Genomic DNA, 20228 nt, shown 5'->3' with positions numbered 1-20228 from the left:
AATTGGTCGGCCGCACCCTGAAAATCTCCTTGATTTAACAGCTTTAACAAAGTTGACTCGAATAGAGATCCTGCACCCAAATTGAAACTAAAAGACACTAAAGCTGAGAATTGATTTTCATCGATCTCAACTTCCACAGCCTCAGATACAGCGCTTTCAAATTCTGCCAAATCTTTTCTGAGCAACTCCTCAGCTTGGGCTTCAGTAATTGTCATTCCCTCTTCTACGCCTTGAGTATGTCCGTATCCAATTGTGGGAATTCCAATGGGGTCAAGATACGCATCCAGATACAATCCTTCAAAGGATTTAATCAGGTTTAACCCATCTTGGTTAATTGTCATCCCTCCCCGCACTCCTATTTCCATAACTTGAGGAGGAAGTTTATCGGGAGGGGCATTAATAAATGTTTTAGCTAATGTGGAGCGCAAAGCTTTTGAGAGCAATTTCACTTGTCCTTGGGTGGCGATCGCCTTTACCGCCACCTCACCTTCCATTTCATAAAGACTCCCATCAGGGAAGATTTCCAGCACCCGTTCCATCGTGATTTGTCCTGGCGTGTTGTAGGTGGACTTAATTCTAACATCTAAACTCTCATTGGGATTCTCAACTATTTAGAAACCCTCTACAGGTGATTTGTTGAGTTTTTCTTTCGTAGCAGGCCCAACTGCACCATCCTGGTCAATCTGTTCGCTGGGATTGTGTCGGTTCCACAGTTTTTGGAAGGCTAGTACAGCAGTACCTCTAATGTCCTGCTTGTCGCTTCCTTGATACTCGAAGTGGCATAGGTCGTTAGCATATGCAGGCCAATACCAGCCATAATTTTCTAAAAAAGAACTCCAGCCTTCAGGATCTTCGATATCGAAGGCTAGACCACTTTCATGCTCGCTAGAGCCTGGTTCCGCAACGCGGTCATAACCGCAACTGGAGCCACGAGTGAATAGAAATTGTTGTTGTGCGATCGTCCGGTAAGCTGAATTGACGAGCAGTTTTTGACCCCGATCGCGAATAGCCTGAGCGAGTGCTGTTTTTGCGGGAAGCTGAAGAAAAGGGTGAACGCCCTCACCGAGTTCTACATCGAGCTCGGCGAAACTTACGAGACAGTTGGGCTCTATCTTGTTCATTTCTTCAATAAGCTGCTTGTCTAGCAGGCGGACTACAGCGGTTGAACAGCCTGGAGCGTCCTGAAGGGTAACTGTACCGCGAGCGCCTACATCTTCTAATGCTCGCCGTTGAGCTGGGTCATTATCTGTCTGATTGATGCGATCGCACGGTTCAATTCCTAGCTTTTTTTTCCAAACTTCGCAAATTGTTTCCGATGTGGTTGAGGCCATTGTAGAACTTGCCGAAACCAGTGTTTTGATAATCAACACTGCAACAATCGCGGCGATCGAAAAAGGTAAATTGAGTTGACTTGCTAAACTCGGGGCTAAAAATGCCGCTGCTTTATCAGAGTTTTCTTTGTAGCTTGCCGCAATTTTGGCTGTCAGTTCTGGGTCTAAGAGTTCGCCACACATCAAATCATAGGATTTGATATTTAATTTATTGAAAAACTTGTCGCCAAAATCTACATCAGCACGATCGGGAATTCCACCTCTGGGAGTCGCATTTAAATCATCCTCCAGACTCTCCAGAGAAGCCGATCGCGCCGTTGTATCTTGCGCTATTGCTTGGGCGCGGATTCCAAGCTGTGCTTTGAGAGTATCCTCATCAAGGTCTAACATTTTTTGGACTAATTCATCTACTTTGGTCATATTTTTTTAATAAAATTGACTGTGGATTGTATCTCTTTTTCACAGCTTCAATCCTAAAAAAAATCTCCCCAAATAGGTTCTAGCTTTTAGTTGAGTCTTGAATTAGCTAAATGGCTAGCTGGCGGCTGACTATAGGTGGAGGAAATAACCTGAACTTTTGGCTAGGTGTCGCGCCAAACGAAGTAATACCTATTCTGACAACTAAGGACACGGCAATGGGAGCATCTCAGTTTTGCAAAAAGCATTTTTTCTTTGAGTGCGAGCTTAAGAGCTCGCACTACAAATGCAAAACTGAGATGCTCCCCACGGCAATGCCGTGTCCCTACAGACGATCGCGTATAATCTAGCAGATGGCTCTAGACAAACTGGCCAGTGGGACTTGTTCGCACGCGGCGAATCCCAATCACCGACGGCATCGGCGAACGACGCCTGTCATTTTCAATATTACTAGGCCACAAACTGCCGCGAGCAACAGTCCGAGTTTGATTGAAAACAGCACCGTTTAAATCCAACATCTCAATTTGTCGGCGCAACACAGTACCATCATCGATCGGGCAATCTTCCCCCGGATGCTGCACCGAAATCACCAGCGTATCTCCGACAAAAGTCGGCCCCGTCATTTCGCACCGATTCGGGCCTTGTGCAAAGGGAATTACACTTCCCGCATTCGGCCCAGAAGTCGGAATGTAAAACAGCCAATTGTTGCCGAAAACACCCGTAAAATCTGACACGTTTCCAGTCTTCGTGTGGTCGATCGCATTTTGCTTACCAACAGCACCCACGTCAAAACCGTTGTGCGTAGAAGTAGACATATCAGTCACACCCCAAATATTGCCTTGAGGGTCAAAAGCCAAATTGTCAACACTCGCAAATCCCGCGCCAGCTACTGTTCCGGCTTCTCCACCTTGCACAAAACGCTGCCAGCGGAAAGTCAAACCAGCACCATCGGCACTGTCTTCAATTATTTTGTAAATTCCTCCCGACTGCTGAGTGCTATTGAGTGCACTACCGTATTTAGCAACAGTAAAAATCCGAGAATCTGGATAACCATCGCTGCCCGGTGCACCGTCTGTATAAGAAATGAAAACTTCCTTAGTAGTAGGATTAACTTCCAAATCTTCCGGCCGCGCCGTCGGAGTTCCACCAATCAAATTAGCAGCTAAGAAAGCATCAACTAAAACCGCACCTTGGCTCGTATAAAAATTAGCAAGACTTTTATTTCTGTAGCCAGCAAGTGCTGTTGCTTCATTAGTTGTATCTGCGACAAAAGAACCGCCGTCTTCGGTTTGACCAGCTATTCCGGCACGTTTTGGTAAGCGAGTATTAGCATCTCTTTGAGCTTTGCCAAAACTTGCTAATTCGGCTTCGCCAACTTTAGAAGGACTGACTGGATTGGTCGGGCTATTTAATGCCAGCGGCAGCCATCTTCCGGCGCCGTTGCGGTTGTATTGGGCGACGTATAAAACGCCGTCTTCTAATAATCTGCTGTTGCTTTTATCAGCGGGATTTGCGACAGTACCGTTGCTGACAAATTTCCAGGTGTGTCCGCCGCGCCGATCGTCTCCCATGTACACTACTAACTTGCGGCCTGCTTCGGCACGAATAGCGACGTTTTCGTGGCGGAAACGGCCTAAAGCAGTATGTTTGCGGGGGCGGAAATTCGGATCTTGGAGATCGACTTCCACCATCCAGCCGTATTTTTCGCCGACTAAGCCGAATTCTTCGCCCGTAGTGCCCTTGGCGTAGCTGGTTTGGCCGCCGTTGGGTTTGATGTTTTCCTGAACTCCCACAAAGAATAGTTCGCTACCTTGGAAGTTTTCTTCGGCGGAGAGGATTGTCCCCCAAGGGGTGGTGCCGCCGGAACAGTTGTAGGCTGTACCGATGATGCGGTTTCCCAGTCCATCGCTGTTGACTTGGGCGAAAACTTGGGTGGCTGCCGGGCCCGTACCTGTCAGATATTTGTCGTCGCCTCCTCTGGTTCCCCAGGAGGTGACATCTTTGTATTTGTCCGCACGCTGGCTGTTGATTCCGAGGCCGGAAAGTCCGTGGATGCGTCGGTTGAGGGAGTCGCGGGGAATGGCGACAAAGCGTCCGTCAGCTTGTTTGGTGATGCGGACGATGGAACCACCGAGATTGTACAGGAATTCGCCTAGGGTAGCCCGATTCTTTACGGATAAGTCTAAACCGAGGACGGCGCGATCGGTCGCCGGGAAAGATGCCACATCCGCCGGGGCTTCCGGCGCCACTTTCGACATCGGGAAAGATACGTATTCGTGGTTTACCCACAGATAGCCGTCGTCATTGCTGCCGCGCAGACCTACGAAGCCTGTATAGTCGTTGTTGTAGCCGAAATAGTCTGCTGGATCGGGGAAAACGCGATCGCCCCAGCGCAGAATCACATAACGTTCGTATTCCGGCGGTACAACCACATCGTCAACCACGCTGTAGCTGGTTAATTTCGTATCTTGCGAGGCCGCCATCACTGTGCCCTGTCCGTTCAAAGCCGCAGGCATGAAACTCGACAGTTCTCGATAAATTGGTAGCGGATGAGGTAGTCTTAACGGAGTGAAAGATAGCGGACTTAAAGCAGCTTCGGCAGCGCTGGAATTGATGCCGAACAATGTTTGAGTTAGCTTAGGAGCAAGCACGGTGGTAGCTGCACTGCTACCGAAAAAAATTAACAGTTGTCGGCGAGTTATTTTAGACATAAATTCCTATTCAACCCAACATCCCTAGTCAGACGAGTCTCCTATAGAAATTTACTACTGTTAAATTAAGGATAGTTAAAGTTTTGGTTAATTAAATTAGGGGAATCTTTGGGTTAAAAATACATTAAATATTTGTTCGCGCGTGCGGACTTAAGTCCGCCAGATGGAGCGGACTCCCTTCCGCACTACGAACCATTTTTGTCCGCCAGATTGAGCGGACTCCCTTCCGCACTACGAACCGTTTTTGTCCGCCAGATGGAGCGGACTCCCTTCCGCACTACGAACCGTTTTTATTATGGTAATTAACCGGACAGGACATCAATCATCTCGAAAAGCCGGATCGTTTTGTCGGGATACTGGCCGGCTAGGCCCGGGTACATTAATCCTTTGCGATCGCCCTGAATTTGCCGACGAAATATAGCTATCTCTGAATCCCAACAGGTATTGAGCATCCCCAAAATATCTAGTCCATTGTTCGATTCTGGAATTTTTCTGCCACTGGCTGCGGGATACTCTCGATCGCAAAAGCGGAACAAGCTGTCGGCTGCGATCGGCTGTAACTATCACTGTAACTTCTGTTAATCCTGGGTTTGCTTCAAACTGGCGGGCGATCGACAATGCGGCCAACTCGGACGCCTGCTCCACTAAATTTGCATAAGATTGACTCTCGTCCGAATTTAGGATAAGATAGCTCTCCTTCGTTTCGGCGAAAGATACTGATATACTTGCGACCAAAAAAACCGTTGCTAAAATAAAGCCTGAACATAAGCGCCGATGCAAATTCATTATTTTTGAAACTAAATGCTGACACGTGTCAATGATAATAAATAAAATTTAACACTCTATTAAGCTGAGATTAAAATAATATTTTGTAAAGTCGAGTTTCCCGCAAAAATATGGCTGGTAGGGGCGGATTAAACCCGAAATATTTTGAGGTGGCGAAGGATATCGCTCAACCCGCCCCGCGTTACTCGAAAACCAATAACCAATAACCAATAACCAATAACCAATAACCAATCACCAATCACCAATCACCAATCACCAATCACCAATCACCAATCACCAATCACCAATAACCAATAACCAATCACCAATCACCAATCACCAATAACCAATAACCAATAACCAATGAAATCAACAAAATGTGCGATCGCCCTCGGCAGCAACTTGGGTGACTCCCTCGCCACACTCAAAAGTGCGATCGCAACTCTCAACAACACCCCAGGAATCGCCGTAAAATCCCATTCTAGCTGGTATCAAACCGCCCCCGTCGGGCCGCCTCAACCCGATTACATTAACGCCTGTGCCATCCTAGAAGTTGCGCTACAACCACAACAATTGCTAGCAACTTTATTAGAAATTGAAAAACAATTTAATCGGATTCGCGGTGAAAAATGGGGGCCGAGAACCATCGACTTGGATTTGCTGCTGTACGATGATTTAATTTTAGAAACTCCGACATTGACTTTACCTCATCCCCGGATGACCCAAAGAGCTTTTGTATTAGTACCTTTGGCAGAAATTGCGCCGGATTGGGTGCATCCAGTGACCAAAAGTGCGATCGCCCAACTCCTGAAAAATGTAGACTGTTCCGGAGTGGAAAACATGAAAGTGTAGAAATTGAGCAAATTTCCGGGCGGCGATCGCCTATCATATCTTAAATCGGTGCAATCAAACATTATTAGCTTGTCGCTTATGTCGATCGGTCAAGAACTACCCCAACTGCTCAAACAGCGCCTATTCTACCAAGGGCGCAAATTCAACTTTGATGTAGCCAGCCTCCGCCTTCCCAACGGTTCCGAAGGCGACTGGGAATGTATTCGCCACCCGGGCGGAGCACTTGCAGTTCCCGTCACCCCCGAAGGTAAACTCGTTTTGGTGAGACAATACCGCTTCGCCGCCAAAGGGAGAATTTTAGAATTTCCCGCAGGTACAGTCGAAATCAACGAAAGCCCCGCCGAAACTATCAAACGCGAAATCGAAGAAGAAACCGGATATCGCGCCGGAAAATGGCGGGAATTAGGCAAATTTATGCTCGCCCCCGGTTATTCGGACGAAATTATTTATGCTTTTTTAGCTCAAGATTTGGAAAAACTGGAAAAGCCGCCCGAACAAGACGATGATGAAGATATGGAGACAGTTTTATTCACTCCAGAAGAATTAGAAAAAGCGATCTTAGCTGGCGAACCAATTGACGCCAAATCAATTTCTAGCTTTTTCTTGGCGCGTCCCTTTTTGACTTAAACTACTTTTAGGGCTTACGCAGAAACCGGGTTTTTTCCAAAAATCTTTCGCTGCGATCGCAAATTCGGCCAAAAACCCGGTTTCTTTGAGACAATGCGTCAGTCCTGAATTTGGTAACAATTCCCGGGATTAATTTATGTGCATCTTGAAGCAACAAGCAAGCTATAAACTCTAAAAAGCTCTGCATTCTAAGCATACCATGGCTCAATCCGTGGGAAAAAATCTCAAACAAAAAATCTAAAATCTGCAATCGAATGTCAAATCTAATTTTATTTTGGCACCGCCGCGACTTGCGTATTTCTGACAACATTGGACTTGCAGCGGCGCGCCAAGAAAGCCAGAAAGTAGTCGGGATTTTTTGTCTAGATCGCAATATTCTGGATCGATCTGATGTAGCACCCGCGAGAGTCACATACATGATCGGCTGCTTGCAAAAACTATCGTCGCGTTACAGCGAATTAGGCAGCCAGTTGCTGATAATTCAAGATGACCCTACTTTGGGAATACCAAAATTAGCAACAGCAATTAATGCTAAGGAAGTATTTTGGAACTGGGATGTAGAACCCTATGCAAAAGAGCGCGATTTAGCCGTATCAAATGCCCTGCAACAAGCAGGAATTAAAGTTAAAAACTTTTGGGATCAAATCCTGCACGCCCCTGACGAAATTCGCAGCGGTACAGGAAACCCCTACACAGTTTATAGCCCGTTTTGGAAAAATTGGAGCAACAAACCAAAAGCCCAACCAGTTGAGACGCTGCCGATAACTTATCTGGAATTAATGACCGGATTAACCGCAGAAGAACAAGAAATTGCCAACCAAGCAGGGGCAGTTGAAACACTGCCAACAGCGGCTAGTTTGGGATTTATTTGGGAAAGTCCCTTAGTCATAGAACCCGGAGAAGATGCAGCGCGAGCAAAATTAGAAGAATTTTGCGATCGCACAATTTACGAATATCAAGATCGGCGCAATTTTCCAGCAGTTAGCGGCACATCCCAACTCAGCGCCGCCCTCAAATTTGGTGTCATAGGCATCCGCACTGTTTGGCAAGCTACGGAGATAGTTATGGAAACTTGTCGCAGCGAAGAAGCGCGCGCAAGTATCCGCACTTGGCAACAGGAAATAGCGTGGCGGGAATTTTACCAACACGCCATGTATAACTTCCCTGAATTAGCAGATGGGCCCTACCGTCAAATATTCAAAGACTTTCCTTGGGAGAACGATGAAAAGTTGTTTCAAGCTTGGTGCAGGGGCAAAACAGGTTATCCCATTATCGACGCCGCAATGCGACAGTTAAATCAGAGTGGTTGGATGCACAATCGCTGTCGCATGATAGTCGCTAGTTTCCTCACCAAAGATTTAATTATTAACTGGCAGTGGGGTGAAAAATACTTCATGCAAAAATTGATTGATGGCGACCTTTCTGCTAACAATGGCGGCTGGCAGTGGAGCGCGTCGAGCGGGATGGACCCGAAACCTTTGCGCATATTTAATCCCGCCAGTCAAGCTCAAAAATTTGACCGAGAAGCGGAATATATTCGGCACTGGGTGCCAGAATTGCGCCGAGTTGATACGAAATTTTTGCTAACTGGAAATATTTCGCCAATAGAACGCCGTCTGCTTCATTATCCCGATCCGATCGTAGACCACAACCACCAGCAGCGCAAGTTTAAGGAACTTTACAAACAACAAAAAATAGTAGATGAAACTGCTACAATTTTGCAGTAATTTTCAGTTAATTACTTGGTGTTTAGCCTTGAGTTAAAATATGATGTCATGTCCGGTCGATTGACCTTAATAAGTAAGGTACACTGTCATTGCTATGGTAATCGACCGCACATGATATGACATCAGAAACCGGGTTGATTGGGATATGCTTCGTAATTCAAAAACAAATATTTTGGAGAAGCCGGGTTTTTAACTATCAGCGCTTAAACCCTGAAACTTTTAGCAGTTTTAGCGTAAACGATCGGGTGATTAACCGCGCCGGCGCCACTGTAAAATTTGTTGTTGCAATTCCTCGAAATTGGGCAGTTTTGAGTTACCATCTCCATCGACGAGATCCTTTATTTGGTCAATTAGTTCGATCGCCAGCGGTACGCCAAGCTGCAATTGTTCCAAGACATCCCGCTGAGCAAAAACGGTTTCCGGCGTGCCTTCGAGAATTAGTTTACCTCGATCCATCACAAACACCCAATCAGCCCAGCGGTAGATGAAATCGAGGTCGTGACTTGCCAAAAGTATGGTGGTTCCGGCTGCGTGGATTTGTTTGAGCAAACCGATTAGTTGTCGCGTGTGGCGCGGATCGAGATAGGCGGTAGGTTCGTCTAGCAGTAGCAGTTTCGGCTGGAGTACCATGATATCGGCGATCGAAACTCGCTTTTTTTGTCCTAAACTGAGGTTGTGGATTGGTTCGCGGGCGAGTTCGCTTAAGTCGAATTGCTCGATCGCCTGTTGCACCTGTTGCGCAATTTCAAATTCTGGCAATCCTTGATTGTACAATCCGTAGGAGATGTCTTCTTCTACCGTGGAAGCGACTAACTGATGTTCGGGATTTTGAAATACGAGTCCGATTTGTTGGCGCAGTTCGCTCAGAGATTTGCGATCGTACCTAAAGGCTTCGCCTTCCCAGCGAATGATTCCCTGTTGCGGTTGGTACAAGCCGTTGGCTAGCAGAAACAAGGTGGTTTTGCCGCAGCCGTTTTGACCGATCAGCCCGCAGCGTTTCCCGGAGGGAATTTTCAGGCTTAAATCGTCAATTGCTACTCGCGAAGTGCAGGGATATGAGTAGAAAGTGCGATCGAATTCGAGAATTGATTGAGACATATATTGCTCGTTACTAAAATAGGTTGCTTCCTCATAATCCGAGTCCTTGTCAAAACCCACATCTCCTCAAACCCAAATTTTCAAAATTGTTGGGAAACGGCAAATTAGCAGTGCAACAGATATTTTGCAGTTTCCCTCGATCGCCCTATCGTTTCCGGTTGCACCGGCATTATATATGAATACGGTTCACTTAAGAGCGTTAACAGAGATCGCACCGAGCGGTTAAAGCGGCGCTACTCGATCGCGCTCAACCTCAGAGCGGGGAGCAGTTTTCCCATCCAAATTTGTGTCATCGTGGGGCGGATGTTCCGGGCGATCGCTTTTTGTAAAGCGAGCGCGAGCCGAGACAATCACCACATACAGCACCGGCACCACAAACAAACTCAAGACAGTAGAAACCACCATCCCGCCCGCGATCGCATTCCCGAGCGATCGGCGGCTCGCAGCACCCGCACCTTCGGGATTAACTAGAGGAAGAATCCCCAAAACAAACGCCAAAGAAGTCATCAAAATCGGTCGCAAACGCTCTTGAGATGCCTCAACTGCTGCCTTAGCAATTGGATATCCCCGCTCCCGCAACTGGTTAGCAAACTCCACGATTAAAATCGCATTTTTACTCGACAATCCAATCAACATCACCAAACCAATTTGGCAATAAACATCATTCGCCAAACCCCGCAGCGACTGAGCTAAAAGTGCACCCAAAATTGCCAGAGGCACCGATAGCAAAATAATGAAAGGATCGACATAATTTTCGTACTGAGCAGCCAACACCAAGAACACAAAAATCAACCCCAAACCAAAAATAATTGGCGCTTGACCCCCCGACTCAATTTCTTCTAAAGAACTCCCCGACCATTCATAACCAAAACCCGACGGTAAAACCTGAGCCGCCACCTTTTGCATTGCTTGAATCGCCTGTCCCGAACTCGCTCCCGCAGCCGGAGAGCCATTAATTTCAATTGACCTAAATAAATTGTAGTGGTTGACAGTTTGGGCTCCCACCACCGGAGTCAACTTAACCAAATTGCTCAAAGAAATCATTTCATTCTTGCCAGAGCGGACATACAATTTACTAATATCTGTTGGATTCGCGCGAAACTGTTTGTCCGCCTGGACGTACACCCGATAATTGCGCTGCTGGAGAGTAAAATCGTTGACATATTGCGAACCCAGAGCCGTTTGCAGCGTACTGAAAATATCATTAAGAGGAATATCCAAAGCCTTAGCCAAATTGCGATCGACTTCCACAATTAACTGAGGTGTATTCGCAGCAAACGTACTAAATACCGCCTGCAATCCCGGCGTCTGATTCGCCTGCTTCAAAATCCCGCCCATCGCCTGAACCATAGCATCTAAACCGCTGTTACCTTTGCGGTCTTGCAATTGAAATTGGAAGCCTCCAAATTGACCTAAACCTTGAATTGCCGGCGGATTCACCGGAAAAATTCTCGCTTCGGGAATTGCCGAAAGCAGACCTCCCAACTTACCAATAATTGCTTGTACGCTTTGACCTTCTCCGTGACGCTCGCTCCAGGATTTAAGCGTAGTAAAGATAATACCCTGGTTGGAAGTGCTGCCGCTAAAACCAAAGCCACCGACAGAGAAAGTCCCGACAACTTCAGGAAGTTTGAGGATTTCTCGTTCTACTTCGTCCATTACTTTCTGAGTATATTGCAGCGAAACTCCTTGGGGGCCTTGAATAATTGTCAGGAAATATCCCTGATCTTCTTCTGGGATAAATGCTGTGGGTACTGATAGATAAAGCCAAGCTGTGACTCCCAGAGAAGCGATGAACAGCAGAGTAACAATTGTCTTAATTCCCACCAGAAATATTAGGGACTGCCGGTATTGCCGCCGCGTCCAATCAATGGCAATATTAAAGCGATCGAATATCCAACCCAGCGGGCCGCCAAACTTCTGTCCCCGGCGCAGCAGGAGAGCGGAAAGAGAAGGCGTGAGGCTAATGGCAATAAAGGTAGAAAGCGTTACAGAAAAGGCAATTGTCAGCGCAAATTGTTTGTAAAGCGCTCCCGTGGTTCCGGGAAAAAATGCCACGGGTACGAAGACGGCCATCAACACTAAGGAAGTCGCGATCACAGCGCTAAACAGCTCCCGCATGGACTCGGAAGCTGCTTCGCGGGGATTCATTCCTTGGCGGATCAGGCGATCGATATTTTCTACGACAATAATCGCGTCATCCACCACCAACCCCGTCGCTAAGGTTAGACCAAACAGAGATAAACTGTTAATTGTAAATCCGAAAATCTTGATAAAAGTAAAGGTTCCAATCAAAGAAATCGGAATGGCGATCGCCGGAATAATCGTAGTGCGCCAGTCTTGCAAGAAAACAAAAATTACTATCACCACCAGCACGACTGATTCCAATAGCGTCTTCACCACTTCAGCCATCGACTCTTCGACAAACAAAGTAGTATCTAGCGCGACTCGATGTATCAACCCAGGAGGAAAACTTTTAGAGAGTTTTTCCATTTCTATTTTGACAGCATGAGCCACATTCAAAGCATTGCTTCCCGGCAATTGATAAATCCCCAAACCCACGGCATCATTGCCTCTAAATCGCAGAAAAGAGTTGTAATTTTCTGCTCCCAACTCCGCTCTTCCGACTTCTTTTAACTTAACTGTAGTGCCATTTGCTTCTGTTTTGAGAACAAGTTGTTCAAATTCTGCGGGTTCTTTGAGACGGCTTTCGGCTCGTAAATCTATTTGATACATTTGCCCGTCAGGGGCGGGTTCTTGACCAATTCTCCCGGCACCAACTTGTAAGTTTTGTTCGTTAAGCGCCCTGGTTATATCTTGCATTGTCAAACCGCGAGCTGCTAACTTATTGGGGTCGATCCACAGGCGCATAGCATAGCGGCGTTCCCCAAAAATTCGCACGTCGCCAACACCTTTAATCCGCTTTAAAGCATCTGTTAAATACAAGTCGGCGTAGTTGCTTAAAAATGTGGTGTCGTACTGTTTTTTTTCTGTAAATAAGCCGATCGCCAGCAAGAGACTGCTAGATTGTTTGGTAACTCTCACACCCGTGCGCTGTACGGTATCTGGTAGTTGGGGTTGGGCGACTGACACTCGATTTTGGACATCGACGGCGGCAATATCTTTGTTGCGCGACGGATCGAAGGTGGCGGTAATGGTGCTAGTGCCGTCATTACTGCTGCTAGAAGTGAGATATTTTAGCCCTTCTACGCCGTTGATTTGCCTCTCTAGGATGTTCGTAACGGCATTTTCGACAATTTCGGCACTCGCCCCGCTATAGTTGGCTGTGACGCTGATTTGGGTGGGGCTGATGTCGGGGAAGCGTTCGATCGGCAGTGTGGGGATGCTGATGGCGCCTACTAAAATGATAATTAAGGCGCAGACACTCGCAAAGACAGGCCGTTTAATAAAGAAGTCTGCAAACATAAATTTGTTCAACAGTTGACAGTTGACAGTTGACAGTTGACAGTTGTCGTAGGGTGCGGATCTACCAACAATCCCAAAAAAAAGTATTGCTAGAAAAAAGTGTTGGGTGGAGTGAAACGGAGGGTTGTTTTCACCCCCCATGTATCAGGTGCGGATCTATCAGATTGTCGATCTTGTTTTAGGGATTGTGGATGTATCCGCACCCTACAACTAATTTACTTCAGTCGGTTCTCAGACCGCAGTTCGTAGTGTGGGCTTCAGTCCGCTCTTTTCTGCGGACTTTGGGGCGCACTACAAACCAATCTTATTTCAGACTTTAATTTTTGCCTCCAACTGGTAATTTTGTCTTTTCTCCTTCGCCAACAGCTTGCTCTTGAGCAGTAATCGGAGCGCCGTCTGTCAAGTTGAGAATGCCTGCGACAATAACTTTTTCTCCTGCTTGCAAACCTTCGATTACTTGATAATTGTTCCCTTGAATTGTTCCCAATTTCACTGGTTTTTGCCGCGCGATCAAAGGTGGCATTCCCGGTTTTTGCTGTTCCGGTTTTTGAGCTGTGAACACAAAGGTTTGCCCGCCCAAGCGAGTGACTGCGATGACAGGAACTAAAATTCCCGGTTTCTCTTGCCAGATGACTTTAGCTTTGACAAATTGGAGGTTGAGCAGTTCGCCGCTGGGGTTGGGAAAGGTGGCTTTAGCTAAGATTGTTTGCGAATTGGCGCTGACGTTTGGCGAGATAAAACTGATTTGACCGATCGCGATCGCATTTCCTCGATCGTCCAGCATTTCCACTGGCAGCCCCAACCGCAATTGAGGCTGACGCTCTAAAGGAATTGACAACCGCAAGTCGAGCAATTTATTCTCAGTCAAAGTGGCGATCGGATCGCCTGTTTTCAAGTAATCGCCCACTTTTATTGGTATGTCGCCGATGACTCCGGTGAAGGGCGCGATGACAGCAGTTTCTTGCAGTTGGATTTCAAAGCCGCGGACTTGAGCAGCAGCCTGGGCAACTTGCGCTTGGGCTCGATCGATCTGCTCTTGGCGGGTGCCGTTGGCTAACTGGGCTAATTTCGCCTTGGCTTGGGCGACTTGGGCTTCGGATGCGGCTATTTCTTCTGGGCGGGCGCCGTTTTGTTGTTGCCGCAAAGCTTGCTGCTGCTGTTGTAAGGCTGCTGTGCGCTGCTGGATCTGGGTTTGCCTGTTTTTTTGCCGTTGTTCCAAGCGCCTTTGAGCTTCTAGAAGGTTGGCTTGGGCGCTGGTTTGTTTTTGGATGTATTGCTGGAGCGTGTTTTGTGACTCGGCGCCTTCTTTGGCCAAGGCCTGATATCTGGCAAGTTGCTGGCTGGCTAATTGTGCTTGGGCTTTGCTGGCTTCTATTTGCGCTCTGGCTTGGGCGATGTCTTCTAAGAGACTGCCGCTTTGGGCATCGGCTAAGTTGGCGATTGCTTCGGCTACTTGGGCTTGAGCTTGGGCAATTTGTTCTGGCCGGTTGCCCGATCGCAGTTGAGCTAGGTTGGCGGTTGCTTGGGCGACTTGGGCTTGAGCTTGGGCGATTTCTTCGGGCCTGCTTCCGGCTTGCAATTCGGCTAAATTCGATTCAGCCGCCCTCAAATTGGCTTGGGATTGTCTTACTTGAGCTTGGGCGCTGTCGCTTTTGATCCGGGCGAGGGCTTGCCCTTTTTCGATCGAGTCCCCGGATTTGACAAAAATCTCGGTGACTAACCCTTCTGTTTCCGGTTTAATTTGTACTGAGCGCTTGGCCTCCAAGCTGCTGACAAATTCCGAGGCATCTTGGACTGAGCTAGTTGCAACGGTTGCGAGCTTGACTGGTGTGGCTTTGGGTTGATTTGCTGCTGCCTGTGTCGCTGCACGATTGTGGCTCGATTGCCACGAGTACAAGCCGATACCTGCGCCTGTGGTGGCGATCGCGATCGCAGCAATTAGGGGCCAGCGGGAGATCGGTTTTGCAACAGGAAGGGGGCGATCGGGGACTGTGACCAATTCCTGCGGTTGATGACCCTCTGCATCGGTTGGGTGCAGTTGGGCTGTAGCAGTAGATTTTGGGTTTTCAGCTTCAACAACCGATTCTGGGCATTTAGGATAACTCATTGGCAGCACCAGTTAGATTTTTTCAACACCTGACTTATCTAGAGTTGGGCCCAATCTTCGCTCCCGCGGCTCAAACCAGGGGAATCAGGACAAGCCCTCAAACAGAAGGGAATCTAGAAAGTCGATTTTTTAATGGGGAGATGTGCTTGGCTTGAGTCTGATTGGCGTTAGCCAAGCCGGGCCGCGATTATTTTTAGGAAATTTGTTTGCGAGCCCTCAAAATTTATCACGTGCACGAAGGACTATAAATCCTCCTTATGACTCACTTGAATGACTCGGTTGGAGGGATTTTTTCAGGGAGTTAGCCCAGTCACCGATCGCGCGTGCGGACTTGAGTCCGCAGTTTGAGAGCGGACTCAAGTCCGCACTACAAACCCATCGCGCGATTGCTCTTGGGCTAGTTGCTCTGTCAACCACTGGATTTCTAACTGGAGGGTGTTTGTACACCTTTCCCAGGATGCTGCTTGATACGAGTCAACAGGATTTTCCTGTTCAGCTTGCTGCCCCTCTAGGTAGTCTTGGCGCAGGTAGCAGACTCTCAAGCGGTGTTCGAGCAACTTGATTCTTTCTTCGGGTTCTAAGTCACCAAAAAAGAAAAACTTGATTTGGAAGCGCGATCGACTGTTAACCCAGCTTTCTTGAGGGTGTTCGAGCATTTTTTCTCGCCAGCTCTCGCGCCCTTGAGCTGTAATGTCGTAGATTTTGCGCGGGTTGCCCGCATCTCCGGCAGCTTCGGCAATTACCGAAATCTCGCCTCGCTCTTCCAAGCGCTTCAGGAGCGGGTAAATTGCTCCGTAATTAACGCTGATGCAACTGCTCATAAACAGCTCCAGTTGTTGTTTTAGTCGATAGCCGTGCAGCGGTTGCCGCCTCAGCAGCCCTAGGGCTGATAATTCAAGCATTTATATCAAACTGATATTATAGTCGCAATTTTATGACTATATACGATTTAAGGGCGATCGGGCAAATAGCTAGTTTTAAAGAATTTTGAAATTAAAATTCACATTTAATAAATATTGTCAAGTCTCTTGAGATACATTGTTTTAAGGTCAAAAGAAAGCGATCGCTTTATAGACTACCACCGCCTTTCTGTGCGATCGACAACTCGCGTGAGATTTAGTAAAAAACCGGGCTTGTCCGCTGCAAAGTTGATACGTCCGCCAGCGATGGGTTTCCCACTAAAAGGAAACTCCAAATTTTGTGCTTGAATCCCGTTAAATACACCCCCTCAGTGCTCAATTAATTTCTGGAATTCCTGCTACCAATTAGCAACATTTCTTTACATCAATCCTGCTGGAATGCACAACGTATAGAAAATTGAAATCTTTTAATATTTAATTAAGCCGCCTACGTGTATTTACGGATGCAGGGAGGAAACCTGCGGGGCTTTTCTTCACACAATCTTCACAATACTCCGCGACTATACGAGTGATTTATAAAGATTGTGTAAAGATGACCTTGTAACTGTAGCCATACGAGCCATTTTGTAAGTTATGATTGGAGCCAGCGAAAACAATACTTACGCAATCACACTATTTTCTTAAAAAAAACCTAATTCCGACATCTCAAAAGTTGTCAAAAATGTTGGAATATGAGGTTTTCGCCGCAAAACTCAACAAGCATTTTTCAGCCCGCTAGGTGGCACTAAAAAATAAAAAGGCTCAGTCTGGTTAATTGCCTGTCAATAAAATTGACACAAAAATTCAACAGGGAAAGCTATGAAAAAAAATTTAGGGGTACAAAACTACTTCGAGCGCTCCCAAGCCTCATTGCCAACAGTTCCCGCTCTTGAGAAACTCTTGGAGGAAATCAGTCCCGAACCGACATTAATTGCCCAATTAAATACAGCCTGTGAAATTTGCGAGTTTCAACTCGGAGATGAAATCACCCAATATCAAACACCGGATAATACCAATAATTTAGTTGAACAAGCACAGAGCGAGATCAATTTTTATGTAGTTTGCCAGGGAAGAGTCAGGCTGCTAGCGGTAGAAGCCTTTCAACAGCAAGAAGTTTCGGTGACGGTACTGGAACTCGGAGCAGTATTTGGGACAGACGACTTATTTATTGCCAGCGGACTGCCTTACAGGGCAATTGCAGCCGGAAGCTGCCAACTCGCTCGAATTAACTGCACCAAATTGCAGCTTGTTTTAAAAGAATTTCCCCAACTGCAACAGCACTTGCAGCCAGAATTCCAACAGATCCAGCAGTTAATTTTTTTCAAAACGCAAACAGATTTGCGATCGCTAGAACCCCACCAACAACAGCTTCTGTGGCCGCACTTACTTCCTTACCTAGAAGAAACCCGAATTGCTGCCGGAGTTTCCCTCGCGGAACACTGCCAAAAAACCACCAATCATTTTTGGCTCCGCCGCGGCAAAATTCAAGGTCAAGCACCGCCCAGTATCGGCAGTCACTGGGGACATTCAGACGTACCGAGCGACTGGAAAGCGGCAACAGACCTGCTAATTTACCAGCTCGACTCAAAACAGTGGGAAATGGCCAAAGCCACAATTGATTCCGACAGCAATGCCCGCCCTAAAATTATCCGCAAATATCCGAGTTTAACCTTAGTAACTGCGCCAAAAGATGCTTCCTCTACCTCAAAAACTGAGCCGTCAAAATTAACCGCAGTCGAGTCTCCCAAATCGGCATCCGGAATCATCAGTTTCCCAAAACCCAAGCGGCGCAGATGGTTGAGCAGCGGACACCCATTCATTCAACAACAGAGTACAGCAGATTGCGGAGCTACCTGCTTGGCCATGATTAGCGAATATTGGGGTAAGAAATTCAGCCTGAATTACTTGCGCGAATTGGCAGAAATCGGCCGCAGTGGCGCCTCGCTAAAAAGTTTGGCAAAAGCGGCGGAAAGAATGGGGTTTCAAACCCGTCCCGTGCGAGCTTCTTTGACTCCACTCCGCAATCAAAATCCCTGGATAGCTCACTGGCAAGGCAATCACTACGTTGCAGTTTACCGCTTTAAAAATCAACAGGTTTTAGTTGCCGATCCGGCGGCGGGCAAGCGGTGGATGAGTATTAAAGATTTTACCGACAGTTGGACTGGGTACGCCCTAATTTTAGACCCGACAGCGGAACTATACCGCAATCACACTGCCGAACATAAAGGGATCAAAGTTAAAAATTTTCTGGGCATAATCTGGCCCTATCGCGCTACGATCGCCCAAATTTTGGTAATCTCTTTGTTGATCCAAATGTTTGGGATCGTTACTCCCCTGTTTACCCAGGTAATTCTCGACCAAGTAGTTGTCAGCAAAAGCATCGTTACTCTGCACGTTTTCGCGATCGGACTGCTGCTGTTTAGTGTTTGGCGATCGCTGTTGGGGGCAACGAGACAGTATTTGCTGGATTACTTGTCCAACCGCATTGACCTGACTTTAATTAGCGGGTTTATCAGTCACACTCTCAGTTTGCCGATTAAATTTTTTGAATCGCGTCAGGTGGGCGACATCTTGACGCGGGTTCAGGAAAATCAAAAAATTCAGTCGTTTTTGACTCGCCAAGCGATTACGGCTTGGTTGGATGCTTTGATGGCTGTGGTTTACATCGCACTGATGGTTTACTATAACTGGCGTCTGGCTTTGTTGGTGCTGGCTTTGATTCCGCCGATCGTGATTTTGACTTTGGTGGCAACTCCGTTTCTGCGCCAAATATCGCGGGAGATTTTTAACGAAGGTGCCAAGCAAAATTCCTCTTTGGTAGAAATGATCGCAGGGGTAGCGACGATTAAGGCAACTGCTGCCGATCGAGAAATGCGCTGGCGCTGGGAAGATCAATTAACCTGCATGATTAATGCTAAATTTCGGGGGCAGAAGTTGGCGAACTCTTTGCAGGTAGTTGGGGGTGGGATTAATACTTTGGGTAGTACGGCTTTGCTGTGGTACGGGGCAATGCTGGTGATTCAAGACGAATTGACGATCGGTCAATTTGTGGCTTTTAATATGATGATTGGGAGCGTAATTTCTCCTGTGCTATCGGTGGTGGGACTTTGGGATGAGTTTCAAGAAGTGTTGGTGTCGATCGAGCGTTTGGATGACGTATTCTCGGCAGAACCTGAAGAAAGCCCTTACAAACCAATGCTGGTGCTGCCTCGCATTCACGGAACCATCAAGTTTGACAATGTTTCTTTCCGCTATGCTCAGGATGAGGAACGCAATACCCTGCAAAATCTTTGCTTTGAGGTGCAAGCTGGAGAAACTGTGGCAATTGTCGGCCGCAGCGGTTCCGGTAAGAGCACTTTGGTGAAGCTGCTGCAAGGTTTCTATTATCCAGAAAAAGGGCGGCTGACTGTTGACGGCCACGATATTCGGCACATTTCTTTGCAGTCGCTGCGAATTCAGTTGGGTGTTGTCCCTCAAGATTGTTTCTTGTTTTCGGGAACGATTTTGGAAAATATCACGCTGTACAAAAATTTGGAATCCCCCGCCAGTCATGACGAGGAAGGAACATTTGCTGATTCTGCTAGCTTGGAAGAGGCGATCGAAGTGGCTAAGCTAGCAGAAGCTCATGCTTTTATTCAAGATATGCCCCTTGGTTATCAAACTCCTGTGGGGGAAAGGGGAACGAGTTTGTCTGGGGGCCAGCGCCAGCGAATTGCGATCGCCCGCGCTCTTTTAGGCGATCCGCGAATTTTGATTTTGGATGAAGCAACTTCTTCGCTAGATACCGAGTCAGAGCGCAGGTTCCAGCAAAATCTGGCTCGCATCGGCCGCGATCGCACTGTGTTTGCGATCGCTCACCGATTGTCTACAGTGCGCAATGCCGATCGCATTTTGGTTCTAGACAAAGGCATTTTAGTAGAACAAGGCAACCACGACCAATTAATGGCGCAACGCGGGCTTTACTATCACCTCGCTCAACAACAACTGGATCTTTAAAGTCAGTTGACAGTTGACAGTTGAGAGTTGACAGTTGACAGTTGGCAGTTGTTAGTTGTTAGTTATTAGTTGGCAGTTGTTAGTTGTTAGTTATTAGTTCGCAGTTGTTAGTTGTTAGTTATTAGTTGTTAGTCAACACTCAACACTCAACACTCAACACTCAACACTCAACACTCAACACTCAACACTCACCACTCAACTCTCACCACTCAACACTCAACTGCCAACTGCCAACTGCCAACTGCCAACTGCCAACTGCCAACTGCCAACTG

General features: G+C 47.1%; 13 protein-coding genes. 5 read left to right on the top strand and 8 right to left on the bottom strand.

The window, feature by feature from the left end; genetic code table 11:
* From QT974_RS11990 to QT974_RS11975, 4 genes are all read right to left on the bottom strand, one after another.
* On the bottom strand, nt 1-539 hold a 539-nt coding region (locus tag QT974_RS11990; RefSeq protein ID WP_333468703.1), incomplete at its 3' end, for a lysozyme.
* A 72-nt stretch (nt 540-611) separates the two neighbouring features.
* The gene (locus QT974_RS11985) at nt 612-1751 is read right to left on the bottom strand and encodes a M15 family metallopeptidase (protein ID WP_333468702.1); all 1140 of its coding nucleotides are present in this window, start codon (nt 1749-1751) and stop codon (nt 612-614) included.
* Between the two features lie 356 nt (nt 1752-2107).
* A complete protein-coding gene (locus tag QT974_RS11980; protein ID WP_333468701.1) occupies nt 2108-4459 on the bottom strand; it encodes a PhoX family protein in 2352 nt (783 codons plus the stop codon).
* A 318-nt stretch (nt 4460-4777) separates the two neighbouring features.
* Nucleotides 4778-5104 (bottom strand): hypothetical protein, encoded by a 327-nt coding sequence (locus QT974_RS11975; RefSeq protein ID WP_333468700.1) that lies wholly within the window; start codon nt 5102-5104, stop codon nt 4778-4780.
* Nucleotides 5105-5587: 483 nt separating this feature from the next.
* On the opposite strand from QT974_RS11975, the gene folK reads away from it, so the two are divergent.
* From folK to QT974_RS11960, 3 genes are all read left to right on the top strand, one after another.
* Nucleotides 5588-6076, top strand: coding sequence for a 2-amino-4-hydroxy-6-hydroxymethyldihydropteridine diphosphokinase (gene folK / locus QT974_RS11970; RefSeq protein ID WP_333468699.1), 489 nt, complete (start codon nt 5588-5590; stop codon nt 6074-6076).
* A 78-nt stretch (nt 6077-6154) separates the two neighbouring features.
* Nucleotides 6155-6703, top strand: a complete 549-nt coding sequence (locus QT974_RS11965; protein WP_333468704.1) for an NUDIX hydrolase — start codon at nt 6155-6157, stop codon at nt 6701-6703.
* A 254-nt stretch (nt 6704-6957) separates the two neighbouring features.
* Nucleotides 6958-8430 (top strand): FAD-binding domain-containing protein, encoded by a 1473-nt coding sequence (locus QT974_RS11960; RefSeq protein ID WP_333468698.1) that lies wholly within the window; start codon nt 6958-6960, stop codon nt 8428-8430.
* A gap of 249 nt (nt 8431-8679) precedes the next feature.
* Here QT974_RS11960 and QT974_RS11955 read toward each other — a convergent pair whose 3' ends face one another.
* Nucleotides 8680-9528, bottom strand: coding sequence for an energy-coupling factor ABC transporter ATP-binding protein (locus QT974_RS11955; RefSeq protein ID WP_333468697.1), 849 nt, complete (start codon nt 9526-9528; stop codon nt 8680-8682).
* A gap of 46 nt (nt 9529-9574) precedes the next feature.
* On the opposite strand from QT974_RS11955, the gene QT974_RS11950 reads away from it, so the two are divergent.
* A complete protein-coding gene (locus QT974_RS11950) occupies nt 9575-9754 on the top strand; it encodes a hypothetical protein (protein WP_333468696.1) in 180 nt (59 codons plus the stop codon).
* Here the strand turns inward: QT974_RS11950 and QT974_RS11945 are convergent.
* The 3 genes from QT974_RS11945 to QT974_RS11935 all read right to left on the bottom strand — a co-directional run bounded on the left by QT974_RS11945 (nt 9751) and on the right by QT974_RS11935 (nt 15963).
* Entirely contained in the window at nt 9751-12954 is a 3204-nt protein-coding gene (locus QT974_RS11945) for an efflux RND transporter permease subunit (RefSeq protein WP_333468695.1), read from the bottom strand. The two genes, QT974_RS11950 and QT974_RS11945, sit on opposite strands and share 4 nt — an antisense overlap.
* Nucleotides 12955-13270: 316 nt before the next feature.
* Nucleotides 13271-15061: an efflux RND transporter periplasmic adaptor subunit gene (locus tag QT974_RS11940; protein ID WP_333468694.1), complete on the bottom strand. Its 1791-nt coding sequence runs from the start codon at nt 15059-15061 to the stop codon at nt 13271-13273.
* A 356-nt stretch (nt 15062-15417) separates the two neighbouring features.
* Nucleotides 15418-15963 carry a PadR family transcriptional regulator gene (locus QT974_RS11935; RefSeq protein ID WP_333468693.1) on the bottom strand — a complete coding sequence of 182 codons (546 nt, stop codon included), beginning with the start codon at nt 15961-15963 and terminating at the stop codon, nt 15418-15420.
* 816 nt (nt 15964-16779) lie between these two features.
* On the opposite strand from QT974_RS11935, the gene QT974_RS11930 reads away from it, so the two are divergent.
* Nucleotides 16780-19956: an ABC transporter transmembrane domain-containing protein gene (locus QT974_RS11930; protein ID WP_333468692.1), complete on the top strand. Its 3177-nt coding sequence runs from the start codon at nt 16780-16782 to the stop codon at nt 19954-19956.
* Nucleotides 19957-20228: the final 272 nt, after the last annotated feature.

It is taken from the genome of Microcoleus sp. BM001215392 (assembly GCF_036700185.1).
Lineage (GTDB): Bacteria > Cyanobacteriota > Cyanobacteriia > Cyanobacteriales > Microcoleaceae > Microcoleus.
The sequence above is the reverse complement of the archived record's forward strand: the minus strand, read 5'-3'. Positions and strand labels throughout refer to the sequence as shown.

What these genes read in the sequence shown, in the direction of transcription:
- QT974_RS11985 (WP_333468702.1), bottom strand. Translation starts at nt 1,751, where the DNA reads ATGACCAAAGTAGATGAATTAGTCCAAAAAATGTTAGACCTTGATGAG.
- QT974_RS11980 (WP_333468701.1), bottom strand. Translation starts at nt 4,459, where the DNA reads ATGTCTAAAATAACTCGCCGACAACTGTTAATTTTTTTCGGTAGCAGT.
- folK (WP_333468699.1), top strand. Translation starts at nt 5,588, where the DNA reads ATGAAATCAACAAAATGTGCGATCGCCCTCGGCAGCAACTTGGGTGAC.
- QT974_RS11965 (WP_333468704.1), top strand. Translation starts at nt 6,155, where the DNA reads ATGTCGATCGGTCAAGAACTACCCCAACTGCTCAAACAGCGCCTATTC.
- QT974_RS11960 (WP_333468698.1), top strand. Translation starts at nt 6,958, where the DNA reads ATGTCAAATCTAATTTTATTTTGGCACCGCCGCGACTTGCGTATTTCT.
- QT974_RS11955 (WP_333468697.1), bottom strand. Translation starts at nt 9,528, where the DNA reads ATGTCTCAATCAATTCTCGAATTCGATCGCACTTTCTACTCATATCCC.
- QT974_RS11945 (WP_333468695.1), bottom strand. Translation starts at nt 12,954, where the DNA reads ATGTTTGCAGACTTCTTTATTAAACGGCCTGTCTTTGCGAGTGTCTGC.
- QT974_RS11940 (WP_333468694.1), bottom strand. Translation starts at nt 15,061, where the DNA reads ATGAGTTATCCTAAATGCCCAGAATCGGTTGTTGAAGCTGAAAACCCA.
- QT974_RS11935 (WP_333468693.1), bottom strand. Translation starts at nt 15,963, where the DNA reads ATGCTTGAATTATCAGCCCTAGGGCTGCTGAGGCGGCAACCGCTGCAC.
- QT974_RS11930 (WP_333468692.1), top strand. Translation starts at nt 16,780, where the DNA reads ATGAAAAAAAATTTAGGGGTACAAAACTACTTCGAGCGCTCCCAAGCC.